Origin of the sequence: Bhargavaea massiliensis, from assembly GCF_050480245.1 — a bacterium.
GTDB lineage: Bacteria > Bacillota > Bacilli > Bacillales > Anoxybacillaceae > Anoxybacillus.
Genome location: NZ_JBCNEQ010000017.1, coordinates 42,935 through 63,124 on the forward strand (window position 1 = coordinate 42,935; position 20,190 = coordinate 63,124).

The following is a 20,190-nucleotide window of genomic DNA, read 5'->3' on the forward strand; positions in this document are numbered from 1 at the left end:
CATATTCCTCCCCACGAAGTGGTCGCTAACTGGTCTGACCACTTAACTTCTATAAAAAAAAATATAAATAAAAATGAAAAGTAGTAAAGCATTTTTATTTCACGACGACATTCCCATCCCCTAGCAATGCGATTAACTGATGGATGCATTCATCAGTTGGAGAAACAGCATATTCATGAGAAAGCTGAACTTTTTTCCGCTCTGCTTCATAATACAAAATGACAGGTGCATAGCCACGGTGAGTAATGAACACATTTTTTAACTGCTGCAACAAAGTTGGTGCTGCGTGCTGTTTATCAATTTTTACATATACACATACAGGTTTTCTCATTTGTTGGACAATAAGATGCCAGCCATTTACTCGCTGCTCTATTTTTCCTTCCATATACAACACGTTTCCTTGTTGCAATAAAGACTGAAAACGTCCATAGCTCGTTGGAAATACAATCGCCTGCCATTCATCGCTATCATCACAAATCGTAACAAACGCCATTTCTTCCCCTTTTTTTGTCCGTTTTTTCGTCACCTCCTCAACATATGCGATCACTTTGCCATAATGGGCATTTTCCATTTCCCATTCATACATTCGTTTCGCCCCCCACATTGAATAAAAATGTGAAAATGATTCAACAGGATGCGGGGAGACGTATACGTTGAGCCATTGTTTTTCGTACTTTAGTTTATCGATGAGCGATAACGGTTCAGCGTGAACGTATTTCGGTCGTATATCCAGAAGCGGTGTAAGCAACTCCGCATGCTTAAGAGCAACGTCAATACTTGCATAAAGAGTGGCCCGATCGATATGAAATTCGTCAAAACAGCCAGAAAAAATAAGCGCTTCGACTATTTTTCTCTGTGAAGACTCGATGCGTAGTCGAGAGACAAAATCAAAAAAATCGGAAAACGGACGTTTTTGACGCTCGCGAATCATTTGTTTGACAAAGGCGAAACTCACTTGTTTAATTGCTAACAGCCCAAAGCGAATGCCGTTTTCATCAACGGTAAAATGTTCTTCACTTCGTCCGATGGAAGGAGGGAGCAAGCGAATGCGTTTTTTCCGAAGTTCATATATACATTGCACCATTTTCTCTTTTTGTCCGCTTACATTTGTTAATAAAGCTGCGTAAAAATCGAGTGGATAATGGGCTTTTATATATGCAAGCATATATGCGATGTAGCTATATGCTACCGCATGGCTTCGGTTAAACCCATATCCAGCAAAACGAACAATTAACTCATACAATTCGTTAGCGATATAGGCAGCATATCCATTTTGTATGCATCCTTCAATAAAACGTTTCTTTTCCTTTTCCATTTGCCTAGCGTCTTTTTTACTTATTGCTCGCCGTAGTAAATCAGCCTCTGCTAATGAAAAGTTCGCCATTTGTTCAGCAATTTTCATAATTTGTTCTTGATAAATGATGACGCCGTATGTCGACTGTAAAATCGGTTGCAAATCATCATGAATGTAAGCGATCGGTTCGCGACCATGTTTGCGAGAAATGTATGTTGGAATTTGTTCCATTGGGCCTGGACGAAATAAAGCGTTTACCGCAACAATATCTTCAAACGTTGTCGGTTGTAATTCGCGCAATACTCGTTTCATTCCTTCTGATTCAAGCTGAAACACGCCAAATGTATCCCCTTGGCTTAAAAGCGCATACGTTTGGTCGTCATCAAGCGGCACGTTTTCAAATCGCAAGCGATGACCTGTACGCTGTTCAATGCTATCAATCATTTGCTCGATCATCGTTAAATTTTTCAGCGCAAGTAAATCAAATTTTAATAATCCGAGTTGTTCAAGCGCATCCATCGCATATTGCGTCACATATGTTGTCGTTTGTCCGCTTTGAAGAGGGACGATGTCCGTTAACGGACGTGGACTAATGACAATACCTGCGGCATGAATCGACGTATGCTTTGGTAGTCCTTCAATCCGGCGCGCAACGCGATGCCATGGACGCATATCATCTAAGAGTCCCATAGCTAACGTTTGCTGGATTTCATGTTCGTCCACGTCAAAAATACGGCCGACTTCACGAATGGCTGAGCGCGTTCCAAATGTCCCGAACGTGATAATTTGCGCAACGTAGTCTTTTCCATATTTTTTTTCAATATAACGAATAACTTCCTCACGACGATGATCGGGAAAATCGATATCAATATCTGGGAGCGACAAACGTTCTGGATTTAAAAAACGCTCAAACAAAAGCCCATATTGTAACGGGTCTACTTGTGTAATTCCGAGTATGTAAGCAACGAGTGAACCTGCAGCTGAACCGCGTCCTGGTCCTGTGAGTATGCCTTGTTCACGCGCAAAACGGACAAAATCAGCGACAATTAAAAAGTAGTCGCTAAAGTTCATCTGTTGAATGATTTGCAGTTCATACTGTAACCGAGCCACATATGCTTGCGGACGATCAGGAAAACGTTTTTCTAATTCCTCCCAACACCACGTTTCCAAATATTCATCGACAGTCGTCCCTAAAGGAACAGGATAGCGAGGCATATGCCATTGTTCATGCTCAAACGTCACATCGCATCGTTCTGCAATGCTTACTGTCTCCTCCACCGCCTCATGACACATTGAAAATAACGAGATCATTTCATCTGCGCTTTTTAAATCGTATTCATTTGTTGAAAAGTGCGGACGACTCGGGTCATTCATTTTCTTTCCGTGTTTCATCGCAAGCAAACACTCACATGCAAGCGCATCTTCTTTATATATGTAGCGTACATCGTTTGTTGCAACGATCGGGATATTCCATCGTCTACTATATTCAAGAAGTAGCGGCAACAATTTTGCTTGCTCTGGCAACCCGTGTTGTTGAACATTTATGTAAAAATCGCCTTGCTGAAATATTTCAGTGTACATTTGAGCAAGCGCTTCTGCTCGAGCGATTTCGCCATTTAACAAATGTTGTTCTATTCGCCCGTGCACCCCGCTTGTCATACCGATTAATTCGCTCGTATATCCCGATAAATGAGATAAGGAAATCCCCTTTCCACCGTTCATTTGAATGATGGTGGCAATCTGAACGAGTTGGCGGTACCCACGGTTATTTTTCGCTAACAGCACGAGTTGATCCGTATCATCATGTTCATTCATTACCGTCGCAATCATGCCAATGATCGGCTTAATTCCATATGCTTTGCACGCTTCATAAAACGGAATGACACCATACAATACGTTTTCATCCGTTAGCGCAACGGCTGAAAATTGGAGCTCGTGCGCACGTGTGACAAGCTCTTCAATTTTTACTGTACTACTTAATAAGCTATAACCACTTCGCACTTGTAGATGGATAAACGACAACGTGTCTCCCACCTTCTCTATTTTTTTCTATTATATTCTCTATAAAAGCTTAAAAGCAAAACATACCTTGTTTGTTTGTCCCATATACATAGTATATAGAAGGAGTGAGCAAGATGGAGATGAAAACAGCGTTTTTACCTACTTTTATTCAAAGCTATTTCATCGCTTTAGGTGTGTTAGTTGGTGGTGCGTTAATCGGTGGATTTGGCGCCTTTTTATCTGGAGAACCGCCGCTAACGATGATGTATCGATTTGCAAGCAGTTTAAAAATTTGGGCGCTCATTGCAGCGATTGGTGGTACGTTTGATACGTTTTATAGCGTTGAACGCGGCTTTTTCCAAGGAGAAACACGCGATGTGATTAAGCAATTTTTAATCATTTTATCAGCAACCGGCGGTGCACAAACAGGAATGACGTTTATTCGCTGGTTTACACAGGAGCATGGAGCATGAGAGTCCCACCATATGCACGCGATCCAGGATGGCAACGTTTTTTCGCTGGCGCCGCGATCGGAGCAATCGTGAGTTGGATCGTTTTCTCACAAATTTTTGGCATTTTACAAGAGAAACAAGTTCGTCAACTGAAAACACAACAAGAAATGATTGCCCAATTGAAACACGATTTAAACATTTGGCAACAAGATTATGTTCAACTAAATAAAGAAAATAAAAAACGGTTGACAATTCAATCCATCCATATAAAAGTGATCAATGCTCAATCATACGGCATCGACACGTATACAACTTTTCGAATTGAAGAAGATATAAAGAAAGATATTCAACATATAACCGCCAAAGATATTGAAACCGTATATAAAAGCAAAGAACTATTAAAAAAAGCAATTGAAAATAAAACGTACATCATCGACAATCAGAAATACCATCTCGATATTGAAACGATTTTATTTTTCACAAACGTATCTATTGAAGTGAAATTAAAGCAACAGTAGAAAGAGATCTACTGTTGCTTGCATACTTCATTTAAATCGGCCAATACGTGATCGACTTCTTCCCACGAATAAATGGTTGCTCCCGCCGCGAGTGGATGGCCACCACCACGATATTTTTTTGCCACTTCATTAACGATTGGCCCTCTCGAACGAAGACGAACGCGAATTTGATCGTCTTCTTCAACGAAAAACACCCATACCTGTATTCCTTCAATATTTCCAAGCACACCAACAAGTTGAGAAGCCTCTGATGGTGTCGCTTCGTATCGTCTCAATAACTCTTTTGTTAATATCATATGGGCAACCCCATGTTCGGATAGTTCGAAATTTTGCAATATATATCCGCTTAAATGAGCAATGGATAGTTTTGTTCGATATAGTTGATCATACAAATCAACAAACGAAAATCCGTATTCAATTAACTCGCTAGCATATTTAAATGTTTTCGGATTTGTGCTTGGGAACAGGAAACGGCCTGTATCTCCAACAATGCCCGCATAAATGAGCCACGCTGCTTTTTTCGTTAAAACGAGACCATGTTCTTTTCCGATTAAATACAACTCATAAATCATTTCACTAACCGAGCTTGCGTTTGTATCTACCCATAACACATCTCCGTAAGGGTCTTCATTTGGATGGTGATCAATTTTAATGATCTTTTTCCCAAGTTTATAACGTTGATCACATACTCGTTCTTCATTTGCTGTATCGCAAACAATGACAAGTGCATCGTTATACATTTCATCAGGGATGACATCCATTTTGCGCAAAAATTCGAGCGATGGCTCATCCTTTCCAACCGTATATACTTGTTTTTCTGGAAATGAGGCTTTAATGAGCTCAGCTAGTCCCCCTTGCGAACCGTACGCATCAGGATCTGGGCGAACGTGGCGGTGAATAATAATCGTATTAAACTGCCGAATGTTTTCAATAATTTCCAAAACTTTTTGTTCCATGACGATTCTCCCTTTTTTTCTCCATTAAAACATATTTTATTATGATTCGAAAAGATGTAAAATAATCACGCAACGATTTTTTATGTCGGAGGACTAGTTATGCCAATATTTGTTATCCTTATTGTTTTTTCACTTGCGTTTTACTTGTTTTACAAAATCAAATATTTCCGCAGCAAAAAACCGATGGAGCGAAAATGGATTAGCGCAAAATCAAGCATCGCGCTCGGCTCATTCGTATTTTTCTTCGCAATCAACCAATTTCTCATTCATCGCTCGACGGTTTCGCTCATCATCGGCATCGTTTTTATTCTCTTTGGGGCAGGAAGCATATGGGCAGGCTATCGTGCCCATCGCTATTATTTCCCGCTTGCAGTAAAAGAAGCGGAGGAAACGAAATAGGCTGCTGTATGCAGCCTATTGTCGTTCAAGCAATTGACACATCATTAACGCCTTTCCGACGAGCGTTCCTTCATTAAATACTTCAACATCAACCTTTCCGAATTTACGTCCAATTTCTAACAACTTCGGTTTAATATCGATGACGCTATCAATTTGTACAGGCTTAATAAAGTAAATGGTAATATTCTCTACAACAAGATCACCACGTTTATGGAGGCGTAGAGCTCGCGTAGCTGCCTCAGTTACAATCGTTGTAAACACTCCGTACGATAACGTTCCTAAATAGTTTGTCATTTGCGGCGTAATGTTGCAACGAAAAACACCGTCAACCGTTTCAGTTAAAAACTGAGTTGTGACAATATCATCAATCGTCTCACCGACTTGCGGCTGACGTTGCACGAGTTGCAACGCTTTTAATACGTCTTGACGGCTAATAATTCCTTGAAGTCGATTGTATTCATCGACAACCGGCAACACTTCAATTCCTTCCCATACCATCATATGCGATGCGGAAGCGACTGACGTCTTCCCACTTACCGTAATCGGATGTTTCGTCATCACTTTTTCAATCGACACATCGCGTTCATATCCCATAATATCTTTTGCCGTCACAATGCCTTGCACTTTTAATTGTTGATCGATCACTGGAAAACGACTATGCTTCGTTTCCCGATTTAACTCATACCACCGTTCTACTTCGTCTGTGACATACAAATATGCTGTTTTTTCAAATGGCGTTAAAATATCTTCAACAAGAACGATTTCTTTTTTAATGAGTTGGTCGTAAATGGCGCGATTAATCATTGTCGCAACCGTAAACGTATCGTAACTTGTCGAAATAATCGGCAGCTGCCGCTCATCCGCTAATTTTTTCACATGGTCTTCCGTATCAAAACCGCCTGTAATCAACACACCTGCCCCAGCTTCAAGCGCTAATTCATGCGCTTTTGTTCGGTTTCCGACGATCAATAAATTACCCGAACCCGTATAGCGCATCATCGCTTCAAGCTTCATCGCACCGATGACGAATTTATTTAATGTTTTATGTAATCCTTCCTTCCCTCCGAGCACTTGACCATCAACAATATTGACGACTTCCGCATACGTTAGCTTTTCGATATTTTCTTTCTTTTTTTGTTCAATTCGAATCGTGCCGACACGTTCAATCGTACTAACATACCCTTTTGTTTCTGCATCTTTAATGGCGCGATATGCTGTTCCTTCGCTTACTCCCATTTCTTTTGCGATTTGGCGAACGGATATTTTTTCTCCGATCGGTAAACTCTCAATATATTGCAAAATTTGTTCGTGCTTCGTAATCGTCAAGTTGCCCCACCCTTTTTCGACAGTTTATTACTTTTTATTATAAGGGTGTGTCTGACTGCATTCAATGAACGTTTTCATAGTTCTATGCTTTCGCCAACATGCAATACGCGGCCAACACCTTCGATCATCGCCACAAACCGTTGCGGATCTTGTTGAATGACAGGGAATGTATTGTAATGAATCGGAACAACAACTTTCGCTTTTAACCATGTTGCCGCAACAGCCGCATCTTCTGGCCCCATTGTAAAATTATCGCCGATTGGTAAAAAAGCTACATCAATATCGTTCATTTCTCCGATCAGTTTCATATCGGAAAATAACGCAGTATCTCCCGCATGATAAATCGTTTTTCCTTCCGCGTAAAACAAAATGCCACTTGGCATACCTGTATAAATAATCGTTTCGTTTTCTTCTACGTAGCTAGAGCCGTGAAACGCTTGCGTCAATTTTACTTTACCGAACTCAAACGTAAATGATCCGCCGATGTGCATCGGATGAGTGCGAACACCTTTCCAACTTAAATATGTAGCTAATTCATAAGGAGCAATAACAAGCGCATCATTTTGCTTTGCTAATGCAACTGTATCACCGACATGATCATTATGACCATGTGTTAGTAAAATGACATCGACATGCACATCTTCTGGTTTTAAATCTGTCATCGGATTGCCTGTGATAAACGGATCAATGAAAATCGTTTTTCCGTTCGTTTCAATTTTTACGGCTGAATGCCCGTGATAAGTGAGCTTCATGATCCATTCTCCTTTCTTTGTTTTTTACATCATTTCTTTTCTTCATTTTTGCACTATTTCCTTCTTTTTTCATTCATGATAAGCTGAAAAGGAAAGGATGTGAATATGATGGAACGAGTAGGCAAACTCCAACAAAAACTAAAAGAAATGAACGGATCATGGGCTTTTATTACATCAACAGCAAACGTTTTTTATTTTAGTGGCTTTTACAGCAATCCCCATGAACGACTACTGGCCATTGTTGTACTTCCTAACGAAGAACCGTTTCTTATTTGCCCAGAAATGGATGCCAACCAAGCGAAACAAGCAGGCTGGTCATATTCCATCGTCAGCTATGATGATGTGCATGATCCATGGCATATGTTGCGTGATGAATTAAAACGACGACATATACAAACTGAACAGATCGGGATTGAAAAATCGCATATGACCGTAAGCCGTCTCGAGCAACTTCAATCGTACTTTTCTCATGCATCATGTTTCGATTTGACTGATACGATCCATGAACTACGTATGACAAAAGATGAAAAAGAGCTCCAAACGCTTCGTCAAGCAGCCGAATTAGCTGACTTCGGAGTCGATGTCGGTGTCCGCGCGCTGAAAGAAGGGAAAACAGAATTAGAAATAATCGCTACCATTGAATATGAATTAAAAAAACAAGGTGTACGCACGATGGCGTTTGACACGATGGTGCTTACCGGAACAAATAGCGCCCATCCCCACGGTGTACCGGGGATGAATCGCATCCAAGCGGGAGATTTTGTGTTATTTGACCTCGGTGTTGTGCTTGATGGATACTGTTCCGATATTACGCGCACGGTCGTATTTGGACAACCGACCGAAGAACAAAAACGAATATACAACACCGTCTCCGAAGCACAACAAGCGGCGATTCATGCTTGCCAAATCGGCGTTTCCATCGGAAGCATTGATAAAGCGGCTCGTTCGCTCATCGAACAAGAAGGATATGGAGCATATTTCCCTCATCGAATCGGGCATGGACTTGGCATTGATATTCATGAATATCCGTCAATGAACGCAACAAACACCATGCCTCTCCAAGCTGGAATGGTATTTACGATCGAACCTGGCATTTACGTCCCATCGATCGGTGGCGTTCGCATTGAAGATGACATTTATATGACTGAAAAAGGACCGCTCATTTTAACAACATATCCAAAAGAGTTACAAATCATATAGGCTGTCATGTTGGCAGCCTATTTTCGATACCGATGAATAACGTCAAGACCGCCGGTTACTTCAATAACTGCCCCTGTAATCATATCCGAATGATCATCACATAAAAACTCAACAACGCGCGCAATATCCTCCCCTGTCCCTGAACGTCCAATCGGTGTCATGTCATCCTTCAACTTTCGGGCATATGCAATTGTCGCTTCTTTCATCTCCCCAATAATATTTCCTGGACAAACCATATTTGCTGTAATGCCATACTCCGCTTCTTCAAGCGCAATCGTTTTTGTCAACGATACAAGACCAACTTTTGCTGCGCTAAACGCTGACCGATACATCCATCCCGGCGCATGATCGGCACCTTGAAAACCGTACGTCACAATGCGCCCAAATCGCTGGCTGCGCATGATTGGGACAACTCGCTTAAACAAGTGAAACATCGCACTTAAATTTCCTTCAATCATTTCATACCATTCGCCATCAGTATAATCCGCCAGCTTTTTTCGCTCGAATATGTAAGGGCCTGCATTATGAATCAAGTAATCGACTCGACCGAATTTCGCTAACGCTTCATCCACGAGACGAACTAAATCTTCTTTGTTCGTCACATCCCCTTGCACAAAATGAAGTCGGTCATGGCAATGACGATACGCTTCTTTCAACGCTTCAACCGCTTGTACGTCGCTTCGGTAATGAACGGTGACACCATATCCTTTTTCTAAAAACCGCTCTGTCACTTTTTTTCCGAGCCCTTTCGTCCCTGCCGTTACAATCGCATGTCTCACGATTATCCCTCCATCTATGCTTTGCTACGTTTATCGTACTACAAACTGACAGAGGAAAACATATGTTATGCTCGGATAAACAAAAGAGGCACTATCGCCTCTTTTGTTTATCATCTTGTTCAATAACGCCGCTACTGTATGCGTCTGTAATTTGTTCAGTCACTTGAGCTACGCCTTCCTCATCGTAATAAAGCTGTTCTTTTTTTTCTTTCTCTCGCATCGTTTCGTCCCCTTTCATCATAAATTTTTCGACAATACGTAGTGTTTGTTTTACAAAAAATGATATACTTGAATGGAAAGGAAAATTTTTTATTGGGGGAGTGCTTATGTACAAGTATAAAAAAATTTTAGTTGCTGTCGACGGCTCAAAAGAAGCGGAATGGGCGTTTAAAAAAGCAATTGAAATTGCCAAACGTAACGATGCTTCGCTTGTTCTTTCGCACATTATTGACGTTCGTTCATTTGCGACAATTGAAGCATACGATCGGACGGTTGCCGAGCGTGCAGAAAAATTCGGAAAGGAACTGTTACAATCATACGAAAAACAAGCGATTGATGCAGGAGTGAAAGAAGTCATCACAGACATCGAATACGGTTCCCCAAAAGTGAAAATTTCCAAAGAAGTTGCTCCAAAGTATGAAGTTGATTTAATCGTTTGTGGTGCAACAGGGATGAGCGCAGTCGAACGATTTTTCATTGGAAGCGTTTCCGAACATATTACACGATATGCAAAATGTGACGTACTCGTCGTACGCACACCGGAACAAACAGAGGCATAAAAGCGAACGCTTTTATGCCTCTATCATTTGCTTTGCTTTCTCAATCGCTTTTTTTACTTCGATAAATCCTGTTCCTCCTGCACTTGTGCGACGGTTGACTGCTATATATGGATCAAGCACTTCATAAATGTCTTCTTCAAATAACGGCGAAGCTTGTTGATATACATCGAGCGGCAAATCAGCTAAAAAAACGCCGCGTTCAATGCATGTCAGTACAAGCTTTCCAACGATTTCATGCGCCTCGCGAAACGGCACACCTTTTTTCGCTAAATAATCCGCTAGTTCTGTTGCATTTGAAAAATCTTGTTTCGTTGCTTTTTCCATTACATCGGTCCGAACCGTCATCGTTTCAATCATGCCGGCGAAAATTTTTAAGCAACCGATGACCGTTTGAACCGTGTCAAACATGCCTTCTTTATCTTCTTGCATATCTTTATTGTAAGCAAGCGGTAATCCTTTCATCGTTGTTAATAATGCCATTAAATGTCCATACACTCGTCCTGTTTTTCCACGAATGAGTTCAGCCATATCTGGATTTTTCTTTTGCGGCATAATACTGCTTCCCGTCGCAAATGTATCATCCATTTCAATAAACTGAAACTCTTGGCTTGACCAAAGAATAAGCTCTTCGCAAAAGCGAGATAAATGCATCATGAAAAGCGAGCTGTTGCTTAAAAATTCAATAATAAAATCCCGATCGCTCACAGCATCTAAACTATTTTCATATATGCCATCAAAGCCGAGAAGTTTGGCGGTCAAATGACGATCGATCGGAAACGTCGTCCCTGCAAGCGCTCCCGCACCAAGCGGCGATTTGTTAATCCGCTTTAACGATTCGGTAAAACGCTCGCGATCACGTTCAAACATCCATACATACGCCATCAAATGATGAGCAAATGAAATCGGCTGTGCTCGTTGTAAGTGGGTATAGCCAGGGATAAGCGTTTCAATATGTTGTTCTGCTTTTTCCACAAGCACACGTTGCAATTGACGAATGAGCTCGATGATCTCGATGACCCGTTTTCGCAAATATAAATGCATATCCGTCGCAACTTGATCGTTTCGACTTCTTCCCGTATGAAGCTTACCTCCAACAGGACCAATTTCATCAATCAACATTTTTTCAATGTTTAAATGAATATCTTCATAGGCGACGGAAAAGGAAAGCTCGCCATTTTTCGCTTTTTCTAATAACTTCGTTAACCCTTTTTTAATCGTTTCGACATCTTCTTGCGGCAAAATACCACATTCACCGAGCATCGTCACATGCGCTATACTTCCTTCAATGTCTTCTTCAACGAGCTGTTGATCAAAATGGATCGATGCTCCAAAGTCATCGACCCATTGTGCTGCTGTTTTTGTAAATCGTCCACCCCATAACTTTTTCACACGTTCACCTTCTTTTCTCCGTTGACGATGCTATATACTTTTGTCGGCAAGCCAAATAAAGAAATAAATCCGACAGCTGCTTGATGATCGAATTGGTCTTCCGCTGTGTATGTCGCTAACTTTTCATCGTATAACGAAAACGGCGATTTTCGTCCTTCTACAATCGCATGCCCTTTAAACAATTTCACCCGTACAACGCCCGTCACATTTTTTTGTGTTTCTTTTAAAAACGCGACAAGCGCATCTTTTAATGGGGAAAACCAAAGACCGTTATAAATGACTTCCGCAATTTTTTGCTCAATGATCGGCTTAAAATGAGCGACTTCTTTGACGAGTGTTAAATCTTCCAATTCTTTATGCGCTTTAATGAGCGTCATCGCTCCCGGACATTCGTATACTTCGCGCGATTTAATCCCAACGAGTCGGTTTTCCACATGGTCGATGCGACCAACACCGTGTTTGCCAGCTAGTGCATTCAGTTCAAGAATAAGCTCTGCAAGCGAATATGGTTTTCCGTTAATTGTTTTCGGTACCCCTTGCTCAAAACCAATTTCAACGACATCAGGCTCATTTGGTGTATGCTCAAGCGCAGTTGTTAGTTCATACGCTTCTTCTGGTGGCGCTACCCATGGATCTTCTAAAATGCCGCATTCATTACTTCTTCCCCATAAGTTTTGGTCGATAGAAAACGGACTATCTAAATCGATTGGAATCGGAATGTTATGTTGTTTCGCATATTCAATTTCTTCTTCGCGCGACCATTTCCATTCGCGAACAGGTGCAATCACTTTTAAATTTGGATTTAATGCTTGAATGGACACTTCAAAGCGCACTTGGTCATTCCCTTTTCCTGTGCAACCGTGCGCCACAGCAACTGCTCCTTCTAATTCAGCAATTTCAACGAGCTTTTTTGAAATTAACGGACGGGACAACGCAGAGATGAGCGGATATTTTCCTTCATACAGCGCATGTGCTTGCAAAGCGATAAGTGCATATTCATTCGCAAACTCTTCTTTCGCATCAATCATATATGATTGCACAGCGCCAACTTTTAACGCTTTCTCTTTCACAAACTCTAAATCTTTTCCTTCCCCAACGTCTAGACAACAAGCAACAACATCATATCCTTGTTCTTGCAGCCATTTAATTGCTACCGATGTATCTAAACCTCCAGAATAAGCGAGTACTACTTTTGGATTTGCCATAATCGTTCCTCCTCAAAGAATAAAAATACCCATATTTTTATATTTATTCATTTTGCATATTAATAATGTAACAGCTATTTTTCTTTTTTTCAATAACTATTTTGATTAAAATAAAAATTAATAAATGAAAAGGATGGGAGAATGAAATGAGTGAACATTTTATATATGACGGACGGCTAGGCATTCGCCTGCCACATTTACAAAAAGAATGGGACATGTACACAAAAGAAGAACAAGCGGCGATTTTATTAGAGTGGGAAACGATTCGCGGGAAAATCCCTGATCGAATTATCGAACTAGAACAGCAAATTAATGAAAAACAAAGACAGCTTGGAGAAGAAAATGATTTTGCTCGTTCATGCACGCTCAACTTTGAAATTGCCGCCCTCGCTTCAATCATCAATGATTTATGGATTTGGTATCGGATGAACCAAACGGTCACAAATCGCATACATCAATGAAAATGTAAAAAAGGTGTCTATATGGACACCTTTTTTACGCTAAGTTCGCTAATCGCATGACGTCGCGAGCGATCATTACTTCTTCATTCGTTGGAATGACTAATACTTTTACAGGAGAGTGTGGATAGCTAATGAACGCTTCTTTGCCACGCACTTTATTTAATGCCGGATCCCAGTAAACGCCCATAAATTCAAGGCCACGTAATACTTTCGCACGCACAACATCGCTGTTTTCTCCAATGCCCGCTGTGAAAATAATCGCGTCCACACCGCACATGCGCGCTGCATATGAACCGATATATTTATGAATGCGCCCTGCAAACACTTCAAGCGCTAATTCTGCACGTCGATCGCCTTTTGAAGCTGCTTCTTCAATATCGCGCAAATCGCTCGAAAAACCAGTTAAGCCGAGCATTCCGCTCTTTTTATTTAAAATATCAATGACTTCCTCGGCTGTTTTCCCTGTTTTTTGCATAATGTACGGGATTAACGCTGGGTCGATGTTGCCAGAACGTGTTCCCATTGCTACACCAGCAAGCGGCGTAAAGCCCATCGACGTATCAATCGATTTTCCGCCTTCTACTGCTGCAATGCTCGCTCCATTTCCTAAATGACAAGAAATTAAACGAAGTTGCTCAATTGGGCGACCTAATAGTTCAGCTGCTCGTTGTGTTACATATTTATGCGATGTGCCATGGAATCCGTATTTACGAATGCCAAACTTTTCATAATACTCATATGGCAAGCTATATAAAAACGACTGCTCTGGCATCGTCTGATGGAATGCTGTATCAAATACTGCAACAGCTGGTACGTTCGGTAACACTTCACGAAACGCTTTAATGCCGACAACGTTTGCTGGGTTGTGTAATGGCGCTAAATCAGATAAGTCTTCAATTTCTTTTAACGTCTCATCTGTAATTAAAACCGAGTCGCTAAATTTCTCTCCACCATGTACAACGCGGTGACCAATTCCTTCGATTTCGTCAAACGATTGAATAATACCAAGTTCAATTAATTTATCAAGCAACATTCTTACAGCAACCGCATGATCCGGAATTGGCGTTACTTCTTTTATTTTTTCACCATTTACTGTAATATTAAAAATCGCATCTTCAAAACCAATTCGCTCAACAACACCTTTTGTTAATACTTCCTCGCTCGGCATGTTGAACAATTGAAATTTTAACGAAGAACTTCCTGCATTGATCGCAATGACTTTTGGCATTTGATTAAACAGCTCCTTTAACATCGTTCACAATTATTGTATGCAAATATGCGAATTTCATCGGTACGTCTCTCATTTTACGGGTCGTTCGTCGCTCTTTTCAAGTATACAAATTGGACGAAAACGTTTTCTTCACATATTTGTTATATTCAGAAGATTATGAACGATTTTCTTTTAGCCATTGTTCGAGCTTCAACACCATTGCTTGCATCGCCTGCTTATTTGAAAAGCTAGGAAGTTGAGCAAGCAACGCTTGTTTTGGAGCTTTTGCATATGTACCTTTCTTTTGCAAAATAAAAATACTTTTCGCTGCCTTTTCATTTTTAAACATCGAAAGCGGAAGCTGCAATAAGCCTTGAATAAACGTTTCTTCTTTGATGAGTGCATGCAATTCTTTTGATTCGTCTGATGTGAACAGCATGTTTGGAATTAAGAAAAACAAATACCCGCCTTCTTTCGTATAACGAATGCTTTGCTCAATAAACAAATAATGAGCATATGAATGACCGCTTTTTGCATGTAAGCGAAACGACTTGGCGTTTTCGTCATCTGGATAATATCCGATCGGCAAATCGCACACAACTACATCAACCGGCTCAATAAACAACGGCTTTAAACTATCTTGATGGAATAGTTGAATTTCATGTTGTTGTAAATTTGCATTCACATAAGCGAGTTTCAATAGTAAATCGTCTGCATCCGCTCCGTAACTTCTTGCTTTTTTATTCGTCAGTTGATTTAATACAGCCGTCATTAAATTTCCTGTTCCAATGGCAGGATCGAGAAGCGATAGTGAAAAATGCGTTTTTGTAAATTCATCAACTAAATAACCGATAAATACTGATACTGCATCCGGTGTCATTTGATGGTGAGGCTGTACATATTCCTTCATTCCTTTTAACATCGCTAATTGCAACGCTTTACGAATATGTTCATTTTTCCAATCGTGTAAACTGATAGATTGGTACGCTTTTTTCAGCCGTTTTTTTAACAGCTCACTCACTTCTTCTTGCAAGACATCTTCATGAAATATATTTTCCCCTGTTTCAGCGACAGCTTCTAAATAAGAGCATTTCAATTCCTCTTGAAGCCATGTTGCTGTTTCATCAATGACTGTAAATAACTTTTCCAATATCATTCACTCCTTTCTGTCCGACATTTTATTTTAAAAAATATAAACGAAAAAGGCTATCCCTTTTTGAGATAGCCTCAAACAATTATTGTTGAGCCGCTTGTTTTGCCGCTTCAATCGCTGCTTCATAGTTTGGATGGTTTGTCGCTTCCGATACATACTCGACATATGTCACACGATCATTGCGATCAACGACAAATACAGCGCGAGCAAGTAAACGCAACTCTTGAATAAGCACACCGTAGGCTTGACCAAACGATACGTCGCGATGATCAGATAACGTGACAACGTTTTCTAATCCATTTGCAGCGCACCAACGTTTTTGAGCAAATGGCAAATCGACGCTAATCGTTAATACTTTTACTCCTTCAATGCTTCCTGCTTCTTCATTGAAACGACGTGTTTGTGCATCACAAACTCCTGTATCGATCGACGGCACAACACTAATTAAACGAACAAATCCTTTTGTATCATCTAATGTCACCGGCGATAAGTCGTTTGCAAGCACCGTGAAATTAGGAGCTGCATCACCGACTTTCACTTCATTGCCAACTAACGTGACAGGATTTCCTTTAAATGTAACCTTCGCCATAGTAAGCCTCCCCTTTATATAAGATACAGGCTCATCATAACGTAATTAGATGAAAAATTCAATTATTTCGATTGATACTAAATATCAAAGCCTGGCGCTCCGTTATGTTGTTGCTTCGGTTTTTCTTTTTTCTCGAACATTTGCTGAATTTTTTCGATCGCTTGTGGAGCTAAGTCTAAAATTTTCTCGTATAAGTGCGTGCTTTCGTCCACATGCAACAATTTCACACCGGAACTGTTAACAATTAAAAAGGCAATCGGGGTAATCGATACACCGCCACCGCTTCCGCCACCAAACGGATGGGCTTCTTTTTGTTGCTCATGTCCATTATTTAATATAAATTCACTACCGCCTGCTGCAAAACCGAACCCGACTTTTGATACAGTTAAAATGACGCTTCCATCTGGTGTCTCCACAGGATCACCAATAATCGTATTGACATCGATCATTTGCTTTAAGTTTTCCATCGCTGTCGTCATTAATCCTTCAATTGGATGTCCACTCATTTTCATTCCTCCTAACAACTGTCCACATCATTTGTGACTCACATGTCTTTTTTCCAATGTTTAACGACCTTCAGTCCTGCTAATATAGCATAACCGATTCGAAATCGGATCATACATGTAAACGACGTACGTGATACTGCTCCTTGAAAAAAAGGAACGATAGAAATGGAAGGAGTGATACAAACGTTCATATATTTACTTATCATTGCCACCACATAATATTTTACCGACCATCCGACCCCGACAACCACGGCGGTTTTTGCCGCGTCACCGACACCTATTTGTGTGTGCCATTGAAACTGTAAAACCGACACATGTTGCAAAAACTTTTTCATGATTGTATGTAAATGAACGATTTGGTTTAGCCATTGCTTCAATTGCGCTAGAAGTTCGCGAGCGTCGGTGACAGTAAACGTTGTTTTTTCGTCTTTTCCTGTCGTTGTTTTTTGCTCTGTCACTACTCCAGCTTCCTTTTTCGATATTTCAATGAGCGGAACAACAAATCGGTAATGAAATATGCGAAGGATACGAACATCAATGGTGAATTGATCATTATCCTGTGCATGTTGAAATCGAATCGTCATGTATACATGTAAAAAAGGAATGGACGTTAAGAAGGCAACAAAGATGATGGCAATAATAAAAATCATCGGTTTTTCACTTCCTTCCCGATGACATTTTCGACAAAAACGAGCAAAATTAAACGAATAAATTCGCAATGAATGGAAAATAAATGATAAAATAAACGTGAGGACATTTTAACGGAGGGAAAACAATGACTGAACGCCGTAATCGCATGTACTTTTTTCATAAACATGATGAAGAAACGACAAAGCAAGTCCAACCGCTTATTGAACTCGCCAAACAGTATGGATTTCAAGTCATGGACGATGCGAAGCATGCAAACATTATTGTAAGCGTAGGTGGCGATGGGACATTTTTACAAGCCGTCAGAAAAACAGGCTTCCGTGATGACTGCTTATATGCCGGTATTTCGACGTCAGGTTCATTAAGTATGTATTGTGATTTTCATATTCACGATACAGAAAAAATGATTGAAGCAATGACAACAGAACAAATTGAGGTGCGTAAATATCCAACGATTTATGTCACAGTCAACGACTCGACATCATTTTATTGTTTGAATGAATGTTCGATTCGTTCAAGCATTATTAAAACGTTTGTGATGGACGTATTTATTGACAACTTGCATTTCGAAACATTCCGTGGGGATGGAATGATCATTGCTACACCGACGGGAAGTACCGCCTACAATAAATCGGTTAATGGGGCAGTCGTCGATCCGATGCTCCCTTGCTTTCAGGTAAGCGAATTAGCGTCGTTGAACAATAACCGTTATCGCACTCTCGGTTCATCATTTATTTTAAGCGGAAATCGCAAATTAACATTAAAAGTTGTACAAGATGGCAACGATTATCCGATTATCGGGATGGATAATGAAGCGTTAAGTATTCAACATATCGAAAAAATTGAGATTGCATTAAGCAGAAAAGTCATTAAAACAGTCAAATTAAAAGATAATTCATTTTGGGAAAAAGTAAAACGAACATTTTTGTAAAAAGAGGCATTTCGCCTCTTTTTACCAGTTTCTTTGATCAACGAGGCAGCGTTCCTCTTCGTTTATACGATGTACAGAAACGAATGTTGGAGTCACACGAATGACGTTGTTAATTTTTTGCTTCGCTTCTTCCCTAGTTCTTTTTCGGTGTAAATCGTTAATTGATCACGGTCGTTTTCGCTTGTCACAATGGCTTGGAATGTCGGACATCCCACTTCCGTCATCACTTGCTTTAACTGTTGTTCATGAACAAACATTCCTTTCACTTTTACGCTTGTACCAACTCGACCGATTACACCTACTATAGATGATGTATAAAATTTTGTGTAAAGCATTTTGCTAGAACAAAAGAAAAAAGGTAGGGTATTCTCTGATTGGACCAAAAATCTTAGAGAAAGGAGTACCCTACCTATGTCTAAAAGAAGTATACCGAATGTCGACTGGGCAAATCAACTGGAAAATGCCATTCGTCAGTTTGTAAAAGAAAAATTAGAACTGATTATGCGGGAAGAAATCAAACATTTCCTTGAAATCGAACAGGCCGGAACATCGAATATGAGAAACGGCTACTATCAACGAAATCTAGATACGCAATATGGTCGGATTGAAGGTCTTTTGGTGCCAAGAGACCGAAACGGGGAATTTCAAACGCAGCTGTTTGCCCCTTACCAACGACACACGGGCTGGCTGGAGGAAGCCATCATCAAAATGTATCAAAGTGGCATGAGTACGAGGGAAATTGGCAAGTTTATCGAACGAATTTTAGGCAATGCCTATTCTCCTACGACGATCAGCCGTATTACCGATGTAGTGAAGGAAGACGTCGAGAAATGGCGCACTCGTCCACTGCACAAGCGTTATTCCATCTTATATTTGGATGGTTTATACGTAAAATTTCGTCGCGAAACCGTGGAGAAAGAAGTCATTTATGTGGTGTTAGGAGTGAACGAAGAAGGATAACGCGAAATTCTGGATTTCTTTGTGGGAGGACAAGAAAGCGCCTATGTATGGCAGGAAATTCTTCAACACCTCCACCAAAGAGGCGTCAAGGAAGTGCTTCTGGGCGTATTCGATGGCCTTCCGGGGCTGGAGGAAGCCTTTAAGGCGGTGTATCCGAAAGCCGATGTACAGTGCTGTGTCGTACACAAAGTCCGCAACACCCTCAGCCGTGTTCGGAAAAAAGACCAATTCGAAATGGCGGAGGATTTCAAGCTGATTTATCGCGCGCCGAATAAGGAGATGGCGTTACAAATGTTTCAACAGTTTGAGTCGAAATGGTCCAGCAAATATCCAAGAGAAGTGCAATCTTGGGCCAATGAGTTGGATGTCCTCCTTACATTTATGGATGATCCAAGCAGTATTCGAAATGTAATTTACACGACGAATGCCATCGAACGAACGATCAAGGAAATTCGGAAACGTCTCAAGCTGATGAACAGTTTGAGCAGTTTAGAAGCCGCGGAAAAAGTCGTGTATTTAACCATTCAAGATTTTAATGAGAAATGGGCAGGGCGAAAGTTAAGAGGATTTGCCGAAGCGCATGAAGTCCTCCAGCGAATGTTTGAAGAACGTTATCATTAACCAAATACTACAAATAAACAAAATAAGGGGATTCTCCCTTTCCCCACAGGAGACTGAATAT

21 protein-coding genes and 1 pseudogene are annotated in these 20,190 nt (G+C 40.6%); 8 read left to right on the forward strand and 14 right to left on the reverse strand.

Annotated features, from left to right (window positions below; all coding sequences use genetic code 11):
• Positions 1–94 precede the first annotated feature (94 nt).
• Positions 95–3,316, reverse strand: a complete 3,222-nt coding sequence (dnaE, locus tag ABEV15_RS04390; RefSeq protein ID WP_498852459.1) for a DNA polymerase III subunit alpha — start codon at positions 3,314–3,316, stop codon at positions 95–97.
• 113 nt (positions 3,317–3,429) lie between these two features.
• On the opposite strand from dnaE, the gene ytrH reads away from it, so the two are divergent.
• Together ytrH and ytrI are read left to right on the forward strand one after the other, a co-directional pair.
• The gene (gene ytrH, locus ABEV15_RS04395) at positions 3,430–3,768 is read left to right on the forward strand and encodes a sporulation membrane protein YtrH (protein ID WP_429633777.1); all 339 of its coding nucleotides are present in this window, start codon (positions 3,430–3,432) and stop codon (positions 3,766–3,768) included.
• Entirely contained in the window at positions 3,765–4,265 is a 501-nt protein-coding gene (ytrI, locus tag ABEV15_RS04400; RefSeq protein WP_429633779.1) for a sporulation membrane protein YtrI, read from the forward strand. The genes ytrH and ytrI overlap by 4 nt, the downstream gene beginning before the upstream one ends.
• A gap of 8 nt (positions 4,266–4,273) precedes the next feature.
• Here the strand turns inward: ytrI and ABEV15_RS04405 are convergent, their stop codons facing one another.
• Positions 4,274–5,221, reverse strand: coding sequence for a DHH family phosphoesterase (locus tag ABEV15_RS04405; RefSeq protein ID WP_498852460.1), 948 nt, complete (start codon positions 5,219–5,221; stop codon positions 4,274–4,276).
• A 99-nt stretch (positions 5,222–5,320) separates the two neighbouring features.
• Here ABEV15_RS04405 and ABEV15_RS04410 point away from each other — a divergent pair, with 99 nt between their 5' ends.
• Entirely contained in the window at positions 5,321–5,620 is a 300-nt protein-coding gene (locus ABEV15_RS04410) for a YtpI family protein (protein ID WP_498852461.1), read from the forward strand.
• A 15-nt stretch (positions 5,621–5,635) separates the two neighbouring features.
• Here the strand turns inward: ABEV15_RS04410 and ABEV15_RS04415 are convergent, their stop codons facing one another.
• Entirely contained in the window at positions 5,636–6,946 is a 1,311-nt protein-coding gene (locus ABEV15_RS04415) for a DRTGG domain-containing protein (RefSeq protein ID WP_429633785.1), read from the reverse strand.
• A 74-nt stretch (positions 6,947–7,020) separates the two neighbouring features.
• A complete protein-coding gene (locus ABEV15_RS04420; protein WP_429633787.1) occupies positions 7,021–7,698 on the reverse strand; it encodes a metal-dependent hydrolase in 678 nt (225 codons plus the stop codon).
• Between the two features lie 105 nt (positions 7,699–7,803).
• Between ABEV15_RS04420 and ABEV15_RS04425 the strand changes: the two genes are divergently transcribed.
• Positions 7,804–8,898: a M24 family metallopeptidase gene (locus tag ABEV15_RS04425; protein ID WP_498852462.1), complete on the forward strand. Its 1,095-nt coding sequence runs from the start codon at positions 7,804–7,806 to the stop codon at positions 8,896–8,898.
• A gap of 17 nt (positions 8,899–8,915) precedes the next feature.
• Here ABEV15_RS04425 and ABEV15_RS04430 read toward each other — a convergent pair whose 3' ends face one another.
• Together ABEV15_RS04430 and ABEV15_RS04435 are read right to left on the reverse strand one after the other, a co-directional pair.
• Entirely contained in the window at positions 8,916–9,677 is a 762-nt protein-coding gene (locus ABEV15_RS04430) for an SDR family oxidoreductase (protein WP_429633791.1), read from the reverse strand.
• A 91-nt stretch (positions 9,678–9,768) separates the two neighbouring features.
• Complete coding sequence (locus tag ABEV15_RS04435) at positions 9,769–9,897, reverse strand: hypothetical protein (protein WP_498852463.1); 129 nt, start codon at positions 9,895–9,897, stop codon at positions 9,769–9,771.
• A gap of 106 nt (positions 9,898–10,003) precedes the next feature.
• On the opposite strand from ABEV15_RS04435, the gene ABEV15_RS04440 reads away from it, so the two are divergent.
• Entirely contained in the window at positions 10,004–10,456 is a 453-nt protein-coding gene (locus tag ABEV15_RS04440) for a universal stress protein (RefSeq protein WP_429633795.1), read from the forward strand.
• Between the two features lie 12 nt (positions 10,457–10,468).
• Here the strand turns inward: ABEV15_RS04440 and argH are convergent, their stop codons facing one another.
• Both argH and ABEV15_RS04450 read right to left on the reverse strand, forming a co-directional pair.
• Positions 10,469–11,845, reverse strand: coding sequence for an argininosuccinate lyase (gene argH / locus ABEV15_RS04445; RefSeq protein ID WP_498852464.1), 1,377 nt, complete (start codon positions 11,843–11,845; stop codon positions 10,469–10,471).
• Positions 11,842–13,050, reverse strand: a complete 1,209-nt coding sequence (locus tag ABEV15_RS04450; protein ID WP_498852465.1) for an argininosuccinate synthase — start codon at positions 13,048–13,050, stop codon at positions 11,842–11,844. The genes argH and ABEV15_RS04450 overlap by 4 nt, the downstream gene beginning before the upstream one ends.
• A gap of 146 nt (positions 13,051–13,196) precedes the next feature.
• Between ABEV15_RS04450 and ABEV15_RS04455 the strand changes: the two genes are divergently transcribed.
• Complete coding sequence (locus ABEV15_RS04455; RefSeq protein WP_498852466.1) at positions 13,197–13,511, forward strand: hypothetical protein; 315 nt, start codon at positions 13,197–13,199, stop codon at positions 13,509–13,511.
• Positions 13,512–13,545: 34 nt separating this feature from the next.
• Here the strand turns inward: ABEV15_RS04455 and ABEV15_RS04460 are convergent, their stop codons facing one another.
• The 5 genes from ABEV15_RS04460 to ABEV15_RS04480 all read right to left on the reverse strand — a co-directional run bounded on the left by ABEV15_RS04460 (position 13,546) and on the right by ABEV15_RS04480 (position 17,619).
• On the reverse strand, positions 13,546–14,739 hold the full coding sequence (locus tag ABEV15_RS04460) for an acetate kinase (protein ID WP_498852467.1): 1,194 nt from the start codon (positions 14,737–14,739) through the stop codon (positions 13,546–13,548).
• A 157-nt stretch (positions 14,740–14,896) separates the two neighbouring features.
• Positions 14,897–15,871, reverse strand: a complete 975-nt coding sequence (locus ABEV15_RS04465) for a class I SAM-dependent methyltransferase (protein ID WP_498852468.1) — start codon at positions 15,869–15,871, stop codon at positions 14,897–14,899.
• A gap of 85 nt (positions 15,872–15,956) precedes the next feature.
• Entirely contained in the window at positions 15,957–16,463 is a 507-nt protein-coding gene (gene tpx / locus ABEV15_RS04470; RefSeq protein WP_003398004.1) for a thiol peroxidase, read from the reverse strand.
• A 77-nt stretch (positions 16,464–16,540) separates the two neighbouring features.
• Entirely contained in the window at positions 16,541–16,969 is a 429-nt protein-coding gene (gene ytfJ / locus ABEV15_RS04475; RefSeq protein ID WP_498852469.1) for a GerW family sporulation protein, read from the reverse strand.
• Positions 16,970–17,007: 38 nt separating this feature from the next.
• On the reverse strand, positions 17,008–17,619 hold the full coding sequence (locus tag ABEV15_RS04480) for a DUF2953 domain-containing protein (RefSeq protein ID WP_498852470.1): 612 nt from the start codon (positions 17,617–17,619) through the stop codon (positions 17,008–17,010).
• Between the two features lie 125 nt (positions 17,620–17,744).
• Between ABEV15_RS04480 and ABEV15_RS04485 the strand changes: the two genes are divergently transcribed.
• The gene (locus ABEV15_RS04485) at positions 17,745–18,548 is read left to right on the forward strand and encodes an NAD kinase (protein ID WP_498852471.1); all 804 of its coding nucleotides are present in this window, start codon (positions 17,745–17,747) and stop codon (positions 18,546–18,548) included.
• Positions 18,549–18,640: 92 nt separating this feature from the next.
• Here the strand turns inward: ABEV15_RS04485 and ABEV15_RS04490 are convergent, their stop codons facing one another.
• Positions 18,641–18,883 carry a hypothetical protein gene (locus tag ABEV15_RS04490; protein WP_498852472.1) on the reverse strand — a complete coding sequence of 81 codons (243 nt, stop codon included), beginning with the start codon at positions 18,881–18,883 and terminating at the stop codon, positions 18,641–18,643.
• Between the two features lie 76 nt (positions 18,884–18,959).
• On the opposite strand from ABEV15_RS04490, the pseudogene ABEV15_RS04495 reads away from it, so the two are divergent.
• Positions 18,960–20,129: pseudogene (locus ABEV15_RS04495) on the forward strand (IS256 family transposase).
• The last annotated feature ends 61 nt before the right edge of the window (positions 20,130–20,190 follow it).

Coding starts and splice junctions, on each gene's coding strand:
- ytrH (WP_429633777.1), top strand. CDS start 3,430: ATGGAGATGAAAACAGCGTTTTTACCTACTTTTATTCAAAGCTATTTC.
- ytrI (WP_429633779.1), top strand. CDS start 3,765: ATGAGAGTCCCACCATATGCACGCGATCCAGGATGGCAACGTTTTTTC.
- ABEV15_RS04405 (WP_498852460.1), bottom strand. CDS start 5,221: ATGGAACAAAAAGTTTTGGAAATTATTGAAAACATTCGGCAGTTTAAT.
- ABEV15_RS04410 (WP_498852461.1), top strand. CDS start 5,321: ATGCCAATATTTGTTATCCTTATTGTTTTTTCACTTGCGTTTTACTTG.
- ABEV15_RS04420 (WP_429633787.1), bottom strand. CDS start 7,698: ATGAAGCTCACTTATCACGGGCATTCAGCCGTAAAAATTGAAACGAAC.
- ABEV15_RS04425 (WP_498852462.1), top strand. CDS start 7,804: ATGATGGAACGAGTAGGCAAACTCCAACAAAAACTAAAAGAAATGAAC.
- ABEV15_RS04435 (WP_498852463.1), bottom strand. CDS start 9,897: ATGCGAGAGAAAGAAAAAAAAGAACAGCTTTATTACGATGAGGAAGGC.
- ABEV15_RS04440 (WP_429633795.1), top strand. CDS start 10,004: ATGTACAAGTATAAAAAAATTTTAGTTGCTGTCGACGGCTCAAAAGAA.
- ABEV15_RS04450 (WP_498852465.1), bottom strand. CDS start 13,050: ATGGCAAATCCAAAAGTAGTACTCGCTTATTCTGGAGGTTTAGATACA.
- ABEV15_RS04455 (WP_498852466.1), top strand. CDS start 13,197: ATGAGTGAACATTTTATATATGACGGACGGCTAGGCATTCGCCTGCCA.
- ABEV15_RS04460 (WP_498852467.1), bottom strand. CDS start 14,739: ATGCCAAAAGTCATTGCGATCAATGCAGGAAGTTCTTCGTTAAAATTT.
- tpx (WP_003398004.1), bottom strand. CDS start 16,463: ATGGCGAAGGTTACATTTAAAGGAAATCCTGTCACGTTAGTTGGCAAT.
- ytfJ (WP_498852469.1), bottom strand. CDS start 16,969: ATGAGTGGACATCCAATTGAAGGATTAATGACGACAGCGATGGAAAAC.
- ABEV15_RS04480 (WP_498852470.1), bottom strand. CDS start 17,619: ATGATTTTTATTATTGCCATCATCTTTGTTGCCTTCTTAACGTCCATT.
- ABEV15_RS04485 (WP_498852471.1), top strand. CDS start 17,745: ATGACTGAACGCCGTAATCGCATGTACTTTTTTCATAAACATGATGAA.
- ABEV15_RS04490 (WP_498852472.1), bottom strand. CDS start 18,883: ATGCTTTACACAAAATTTTATACATCATCTATAGTAGGTGTAATCGGT.